The sequence below is a fragment of the Spongiactinospora gelatinilytica genome, assembly GCF_003236385.1.
Classification (GTDB): Bacteria; Actinomycetota; Actinomycetes; order Streptosporangiales; family Streptosporangiaceae; genus Spongiactinospora; species Spongiactinospora gelatinilytica.
Genome location: NZ_POUA01000348.1, coordinates 1 through 8,057, shown reverse-complemented (window position 1 = coordinate 8,057; position 8,057 = coordinate 1). Strand labels below are relative to the sequence as shown.

8 protein-coding genes are annotated in these 8,057 nt (G+C 71.9%); 3 read left to right on the top strand and 5 right to left on the bottom strand.

The genetic code is table 11. The features are described 5' to 3' along the window. Both C1I98_RS41930 and sppA read left to right on the top strand, forming a co-directional pair. A partial coding sequence (locus C1I98_RS41930) for a hypothetical protein (RefSeq protein WP_158558247.1) occupies positions 1–430 on the top strand: 430 nt, incomplete at its 5' end. Positions 431–533: 103 nt separating this feature from the next. Then, positions 534–2,234: a signal peptide peptidase SppA gene (sppA, locus tag C1I98_RS31090; protein WP_111170938.1), complete on the top strand. Its 1,701-nt coding sequence runs from the start codon at positions 534–536 to the stop codon at positions 2,232–2,234. Between the two features lie 364 nt (positions 2,235–2,598). Here the strand turns inward: sppA and C1I98_RS31085 are convergent, their stop codons facing one another. The 5 genes from C1I98_RS31085 to C1I98_RS31065 all read right to left on the bottom strand — a co-directional run bounded on the left by C1I98_RS31085 (position 2,599) and on the right by C1I98_RS31065 (position 6,643). Then, entirely contained in the window at positions 2,599–3,060 is a 462-nt protein-coding gene (locus tag C1I98_RS31085; RefSeq protein WP_233508338.1) for a flavin reductase family protein, read from the bottom strand. A 161-nt stretch (positions 3,061–3,221) separates the two neighbouring features. After that, entirely contained in the window at positions 3,222–4,136 is a 915-nt protein-coding gene (locus C1I98_RS31080; RefSeq protein ID WP_111170936.1) for an ABC transporter substrate-binding protein, read from the bottom strand. A gap of 38 nt (positions 4,137–4,174) precedes the next feature. Beyond that, the gene (locus C1I98_RS31075) at positions 4,175–4,870 is read right to left on the bottom strand and encodes an ABC transporter permease (RefSeq protein WP_111170935.1); all 696 of its coding nucleotides are present in this window, start codon (positions 4,868–4,870) and stop codon (positions 4,175–4,177) included. Continuing rightward, complete coding sequence (locus C1I98_RS31070) at positions 4,843–5,514, bottom strand: ABC transporter permease (protein ID WP_111170934.1); 672 nt, start codon at positions 5,512–5,514, stop codon at positions 4,843–4,845. The genes C1I98_RS31075 and C1I98_RS31070 overlap by 28 nt, the downstream gene beginning before the upstream one ends. Then, on the bottom strand, positions 5,507–6,643 hold the full coding sequence (locus C1I98_RS31065; protein ID WP_111170933.1) for an ABC transporter ATP-binding protein: 1,137 nt from the start codon (positions 6,641–6,643) through the stop codon (positions 5,507–5,509). Before C1I98_RS31065 ends, C1I98_RS31070 begins: the two co-directional genes overlap by 8 nt. Positions 6,644–6,972: 329 nt before the next feature. Between C1I98_RS31065 and C1I98_RS31060 the strand changes: the two genes are divergently transcribed. After that, the coding region (locus tag C1I98_RS31060; protein WP_146607745.1) for a sigma-70 RNA polymerase sigma factor region 4 domain-containing protein at positions 6,973–8,057 on the top strand (1,085 nt) is incomplete at its 3' end.

The window sequence follows — 8,057 nt, the reverse complement described above, 5'->3', positions numbered from 1 at the left end:
GCCCCACCCCGCACCCGCGGTGTGCACGCGCGGCAAGGCCAGGACCGCCCTGACCGCCGCCGCCTGGGCCGCCGAGACCCGCAAGGGCGACGGGAAGGTGACGGACGCGACGCTCGCCTGCTACCTGAGCCTGGTGAAGCGGGCCAGCAAGGTCTTCCCGGAGGTCGCCAAGATGGCCACGCGGTCCTCCGCGGGTAAGGTGCTGCGGTTTACCACGGCCAAGGCGGGCGGGGCCGCGCTGGACCGCGAACTGCTGGCCGCATGGCTCAACTGGGCGCACGGCGCGCGCAACACCACGGCGAAGATCACCGGCGCCACCACGCTGAAGTCGGCGCTGACCACGGCCGAACGCCGCCGGCTGAGCGGGAAGGCCACCTCCGCCCAGCTCAAAAGGTCCATATCGACGCTCAGGAAACATGTGAACAGGTAGGCATCGGTCGTGGCCGCCGGGTTTATCCACAGGCCATTCGTTCATCCACAGGGCGGGCGCTCGGCGAGCGCTCGACCGCACGTAGTCGCTTAGGGTGGGGCTCATGGACGCGAGCAAGGCGATCATCGAAACCGTCGACCGGCTCCGGCAGCGTCGCACCGCGCCGCTAATTCTGGAGCTGGACCTCACCGAGGGGGTCACCGAGGGCCCACCGGCCGATCCGCTGAGCGCCGTGCTCTCCATGCGCCGGGCCCGCCTCACCGACCTGCTGTCCGGCCTGAGGCGCGCGGCGGCCGACTCCAGGGTCAAGGCGCTGGTCGTCAAGGTCGGCGGCCGGCCGCTCGGGCTCGGCACGGTCCAAGAGCTGCGCGCGGCCATCACGCGCTTCCGGTCCTCGGGCAAGCTGACGGTCGCCTTCGCCGAGAGCTTCGGCGAGTTCGGCGCGGGCACGGTGCCCTACTACCTGGCCACCGCCGCCGAGCGGGTCTACCTGCAGCCGTCCGGCGACCTCGGGCTGACCGGCATCGCCATGGAACAGCGGTTCCTGCGCGGCGCGCTCGGTAAGGTCGGGGTCGAGTACCAGCTCGGCCAGCGGCACGAGTACAAGACCGCCGCCGACATGTTCACCCAGGAGCGGATGACCGAGCCGCACCGCGAGTCGCTGACCCGCATCGCCGGGTCGGTGACCGAGCAGATCGTCTCGGCCGTCGCGGCGAGCCGCAGGCTCGACGTGGCGACGGTGCGCGGGCTGATCGACCAGGGGCCGTTCATCGGCGCGGAGGCGGTGGAGCACGGCCTGGTCGACCGGCTGGCCTACCGCGACGAGGTCTACGACGAGGTGCTCGCCGCCGCGGGCGAGGGAGCGCACCTGCAGTTCGTCTCCCGCTACGCCAGGGGCGCGCTGGCCAAGCGGCTGCCGAGGCCGGGCGAGCCGGTGGTGGCGCTGGTGCACGGCAGCGGCCCGATCCGGCTGGGGCGCAGCGGGCGCGGGCCGTTCGGCGGGGGCGGTTCGATGGGGTCCGACACTATCTGCGCGGCGCTGCGCGCGGCCCGGCGCGACGAGCACGTCAAGGCCGTCGTCTTCCGGGTCGACAGTCCGGGCGGTTCTTACGTCGCCTCCGACGCGGTGTGGCGGGAGGTCGTGCTGACCCGCGAGACGGGCAAGCCGGTGATCGTCTCGATGGGCGACGTGGCGGCCTCGGGGGGCTACTTCGTGTCGATGGCGGCCGACGTGATCGTGGCGCAGCCGGGCACGCTGACCGGCTCCATCGGGGTCCTCGGCGGCAAGCCGGTCGTCGGCGGGCTGCTCGACCGGCTGGGCGTGGGGGTCGAGACGGTACGCGAGGGGGCCAACGCGGGGATGTTCTCCACCGCTGAGGCGTTCTCCGAATCCCAGTGGGAGCGGGTCAACGCCTGGCTCGACCGCATCTACGACGACTTCGTGACCAAGGTCGCCGAGGGCCGCGGGCTCGACCGCGACCGGGCCCACGAGCTGGCCAAGGGCCGCGTCTGGACGGGCGCCGACGCCCACGGCGGCGGCCTGGTCGACGAGCTGGGCGGCCTCACCGACGCGCTCGCCCTGGCCAGAAAGAAGGCCCGGCTCCCACAAGACGCGACGGTCCGGGTCTACCCGCGGCTCAACCCGCTGGAGCGCCTGCGTCCCCCGGAGTCCAGCGAAGACCGCTCAGCGGCCCTCGCCCGCGTCCGCCTGGAAGCCTGGGGCCCCCTCGCCGGCCTCGCCACCACCCTCGGCCTCCCCGCCTACGGCCCCTTGCAACTACCGGGCACCTGGACGATCAGCTAGCCCCCCACAGCCACCGATCAGGTGCCTGATCGACGAGCACCAGCCCAAGGCATTAAGGAGCGGGCGCCGACACCCACTGCGTATGCGCGGCCACAACTACCGCGCGCATAGTCGATCACCCAGCACCCACCGACCGCCCACAACCCAGGAGCGGGCGGTGGAGCCGGTGAGGACATGGGCGCGCCGTGTTGACCTGCCTGTCACCCGCCGACCGCGTACCCCCCTCACAGCACAGAACGGCTAGCCGGCGCCCCGAGGCAGGCGGTGAAACCGATGAGGACGCGGGCTCGGCCGGTGCGGGTGCGCCGTGCTGGGCGGTCTGTTGACCGCTGGGCGGGGGCCCGCCTTGCGGGGCAGGACGCGGTTAGGTGGGGACCGGGCGGTAGCGGCCGCGGAGGCGGATGAGGGCGGTGGCGGAGGGGTCGAGGTAGTCCACGGTCAGCACTTTGGCGATGAACAGGGTGTGGTCTCCGGCCGGGACCACCGTGGTGGTCTCGGCCTCCAGGGCGGCCACGCCGCCTGCTATGACGAGGGCGTCGGTGTGGTCGCCGCGGTGGTGCGGGGTGCCGGCGACCAGCAGGCGGGCGCTGGGGCGGCCCGGGGTGGCGAACCTGCTGGCCATGGCCGACTGCCCGGCCGAAAGCAGGCTCACCGCCCAGAGGTCCCTGCGCAGCATGACCTCGCAGACGTAACCGCCGTTGGCCAGGCTGACCAGCACCAGCGGCGGCTCCAGCGACACCGACATCAGCGCCGAGACGGTGACGCCGATGTCGTCCCGGTCATCCCGGACCGTGACGACACCGACCCCGGCAGCCAACTGGGCCATCGCCTCAACGAACCGCGACATCCGTCACCCGACCCCACCACGCTCCCGAACGCGACCGGCTTGCCGAAAGCGCCAGCCCCGGCAGCGCCACCATCTCGGCCATTTCACTCCATCACACACCAGAACGCGGCCGACGGGATCTGGGCACCCGGTGGAGGAGGTCAGAGCAGGCCGTTCTGCTTGAGCCATTCCGCGGCCACGACGGCCTCCTCGTCCTTGTTGACGGAGATCTTCTGCATCATCTGGGTCAGTCCCTCGGTGGTCAGCTTGGCCGAGACCGCGTTGAGGGTGCTGGTGATGGCGTCGGACTGGGCGGACTTGTTCACCAGCGGGGTGACGTTCTGGGCGCCGAAGACGTTCTTGGGGTCCTCCAGCGCCACCATCTGGTTGATGATGATCTTGGGGTCGGTGGTGAAGACGTTGCCCGCCTGGACGGTGCCCTCCTTGATGGCGTCGGCCGTGGCCGCCCCGGTGGGCTTCCACTCCTTGAACTCCAGGCCGTAGACGTCCTTGAACTGCTTCTGCCTGCGCTCCTTGAACTCGGGCGGCCCGCCCACCGCCATGTCCTTGGCGACCTTGGCCAGGTCGGCGATGCTGGTCAGCGAGTGCTTCTGGGCGGTCTCCTTAGTGACCGTCAGGGAGTCCTTGTCCTCGGCCGGCGAGGACTCCAGCAGCGTCAGCTCCGGCGGCAGCTTGGCGGCCAGCGCGCTGTTGACCTCTTCGGTCGTGGCGGCGGTGGCCTTGGAGTCGAGGTAGGCGAGCAGTGCGCCGTTGTACTCGGGCAGCACGGTCAGGCCGCCGCCCTTGATCTGGTTGTAGACGACCTCGCGGCTGCCGATGTTGGCCTTCTCCTCGACCTTGACGCCCTTGGCGGTGAGCGCCTGGGCGTAGATCGAGCCGAGCAGCACGCTCTCCGGGAAGTTGAAGGAGCCGACGATCGCCTTGCCCCCGCCCGGCGAGCCGCTGGTGGTGGCCGTCGTCGTCCCGCCGCCGGCCAGCGGATCCTCACCGCCGCAGGCGGACACGGCGAGCATGGCCGTGAGGAACACCGCCACGGAGCCGAATACGCGTCGCATCGTACTGTTTCCTTTCCCAGCGGGAGGTTTTGCAGACATTATCGGACCTTGACGCGCCGGCTCACCCCCGGGGACACCGCGACCCGCTCCGCCATCACGAACAGGAACTGCGCGGCCAGCGCGAACAACACGATGAGCACCGAACCGCCCAGCACGGTCGGGTAGTCCCGGATGGCCAGGCCGTCGATGATGTAGCGGCCGAGCCCGCCGAGGCCGGTGTAGGCGGCCACGGCGGCGGTCGCCACGATCTGGATCGCGGCCAGCCGCAGGCCGAGCAGGATCAGCGGCAGCGCCACAGGCACCAGCACCCGCCCGAGCACCTGCCGCCCGGACAGCCCCATCCCGTACGCCGCGTCGCGCAGCTCGGGGTCCACGCCCCTGATGCCCTCGAAGGTGTTCACCAGGATGGCCGGTACGGCCAGCGCGACCAGCGGGATCAGCACCGGCCACACCGACGCCGTGCCCAGCAGCATCACGATCAGCACCACCAGCCCGAGCGTCGGCAACGCCCGCGCCAGGTTGGCCGCGACCACGATGAACAGCGAGCCGCGCCCGGTGTGCCCGATCCACAGCCCGAGCGGGATCGCGACCAGCGCGGCCAGCGCCAGCGCGGCGACGGAGAACAGCAGGTGCTCCAGCAGCCGGAGCGGGATGCCATCGGGCCCGGACCAGTTGGCGGGGTCGCCGAAGAACTCGATCAGCCAGTTCACCCGCTCCTCCTCGCCCGCACCCATGGAGTCAGCAACCGCTGGGAGACGACCAGGATTCCGTCCACGATCAGGGCGAGCAGCACGATCCCCACGATCCCGACGATCGCCGGCGCGAAGTAGTCGATCTGCCAGGCCCGGATGAACAGGTAGCCGAGCCCGCCCATGCCGACCAGCGCGCCCACGCTGACCAGGCTGATGCTGGACACCGCGGCCACCCGCAGCCCGGCGAGCACCACCGGCGCGGCGAGCGGGAGTTCCACCCTGGTCAGGCGGCGCAGCGGCGTGAAGCCCATGGCCACCGCCGACTGCCTGACGTGCTCGGGCACCGAGCGCAGGCCGTCCACCACGGCGGGAACGAGCACCGCGACCGCGTAGAAGGTCAGCGGGATGATCACCGTGGCCTGTGACAGGCCGGTGACCGCGAGGAAGACGCCGAACAGCGCCAGCGACGGCAGCGCGTAGATGATGTTCACCAGGCCCGCGGTCGGCTGGTAGAGCAGCCGCCAGCGCACGCAGGCCAGGCCGATCGGGATCGCGAACGCCAGGGCCGCGACGATCGGCAGCAGCGACATGACGATGTGGTCACCGAGCAGGGTGTCGATGCTCCCTGGCTGCCCGGTGCTCCAGTTTCTGGTGAAGTACTCCCAAATGCTTGGCTCTTCACCCATTCGCCGGATCACCGTTCCCGACGTCCGAGGCGGCCAGCGCCAGGGCCTCGTCCAGGGACTCGCGGGTGGCCACGCCCACCACCGCGCCGCCGTCCTCGGCGACCGCGATGGCGCAGCCGGACGGCGAGAGCAGTGCCGCGTCCAGCGCGGTGCGCAGTGAGTCGCGCCCGTGCACGAACGTGCCGTACGGCAGCAGGCGTACGCCCTCCAGCGTGCCATCGCGCGGCAGCTCCGCCGGGTTGACCCAGCCCAGCGGCCGGTCACCGGCGTCCACCACGGCGAGCCACGGGCTCTGCGCGGACGCCGCCCGCCCCGCCGCCTCCGAGACCGGCGAGGAGGCCGGGACGGTGAGGTCGGGGCGCAGCCGCAGGCTCGCGTCGGACACGAACGACAGCCGGCGGATGCCCCGGTCACGCCCCAGGAACTCGGCCACGAACTCGTCGGCCGGGGCCGACAGCAGCGCCGCCGGGGCGGCCACCTGGGCGAGCCGCCCGCCGACCCGCAGCACCGCGACCCGGTCGCCGAGCTTGATGGCCTCGTCGATGTCGTGCGTGACGAACACGATGGTCTTGTTGAGCTCGGCCTGGAGCCGCAGCAGCTCGTCTTGCAGGCTGGTCCGCACCACCGGGTCGACCGCGCTGAACGGCTCGTCCATCAGCAGCACCGGCGGGTCGGCGGCGAGCGCGCGGGCCACGCCCACCCGCTGCTGCTGGCCGCCGGAGAGCTGGAACGGGTAGCGACCGGCCAGCTCGGGGGCCAGCCCGACCCGGTCGAGGAGTTCCAGTGCGTGCGCGCGGGCCTTCTTGCGGGACCAGCCGAGCAGGTGGGGGACCGTGGCGATGTTGTCCACGATGGTGCGGTGCGGGAACAGGCCGGCCTGCTGGATGACATAACCGATGCCGCGCCGCAGGGTGGGCGGGTCGATGGTGCGGACGTCGACACCGTCGAGCGAGATCGTGCCGTGGGTCGCGTCGATCATCCGGTTGATCATCCGCAGCGACGTGGTCTTGCCGCATCCGGACGGGCCCACGAACACGGTGATCTCGCCGGTGGGCGCCTCCAGGTGGAGGTCGTCCACGGCCACGGTCCCGTCGGCGTATCGTTTTGTGACACCGTCAAATGTGATCACACGTGTCCTCGTGTTCTCCGGCGGTATTGGATGTGCTGACGCCGTGACCGCTTCCCCCGCACCTCCCGCGTGCGCCGCCGCGACCGTCCGGCGATCTCCTCCGACAGCGTACGGCGGTGATGACCGCGTGTCGCCGCCCCGCTCCACGCCCGTGTCCTCCTTGTGTCCTGCCCGTGTCCCCCCGGATGACCTCTCGGTTTACCCGGAGTACACCGAAATGCACGGTGTGAGCATGGTGATTTCTATCAAATGCGTATCCTCCGATGCGGCGGCCCCCATGAGTTGACATGATTACCAGGACACCCCGACAGAATTTGAAGGACCGGCCCGTGACCCACCCGCTCACCGACCGGCGCTCGCGCAGCGAGCTGGTCGCCGAGCTATACGACCGTCACGCCGTCGGGCTGTTCGCCTACTGCCACGACCAGCTCGGTGACGCCGGGGCCGCAGCCGAGGCCCTGATGTCCGTGATGTCCGGCGTTCCCGCGGTCGAGCCGCCCCGCGCCGCCCTCTACGCCCTCGCCCGCCGGGAGATCTACCGGCGTGACGTCGTCTACGCCGACGCGCGCGTCGATCCGGTCGCCGACCCCGCCACCGCGCTGGTCGAGCGGGTGGTCCGCGAGCTGCGCCCGCACCAGCGCGAGGTGCTGCTGCTGGCCGTGGTGTGCGGGCTGACCATCGACGAGCTGGCCTGGGTACTCGACGTGGCCGCCGACACCGCGGCCGACCTGGCCGCCGGCGCCGACCAGCGGTTCACCCAGGCCCTCGGGCTCGCGCTGGCGGCCGTCGGCGAGCGCGTCCCCGGGCGGCTCGGCGAGGTCTACGGCGCGCTGGCGGTCGCCCCGACGAGGGACGTACTGGCCCGGCTGCCCTGGCGTCCGCCGCCCGCGCTGCTGCGGGCCCGCATCATGGCCGCGCTGGGCGAGCCGCCGCTCGCCTCCGGGCCGGTCTCCCGGCTGGGCAGGCTCGGGCCGTACAAGGCGCTGTGGCCGACCGCGCCCGCCTGGCCGATGCCGCTCGGGCCGACCGACGAGCGCACCAACGCGGGCCTGTACGAGGTGGAGATCACCCCGCCCGCCGCCGACCGGGTCTCGCCGCACGAGGCGAGCACCGAACCGATGCCCAAGCTCCACTCGCCGTCCCCGATGCCGGTGCCGCTGCTGTCCGCACCCGTCCCGGCCGACCTCGAAGAGGCCCCGGCGGCGCCGCCGGAAGAGGCCGAGGAGGAGCCGCCGGGCGGCCTGTTCGTCCCGCCGCCCCGGCAGGACCGTCCCGCCGAGCCGGTGTACCTCATGCCGCTGCCGGCGGGCGACGAGGAGAGCGCGGCCGAGTCGACCGACGTCTTCGACGTCCTCGATCTCGAAGCCCCCGCGCCGGAGGAGCACGCGCCGGAAGAGCCCGCCCGCCCGCCGGC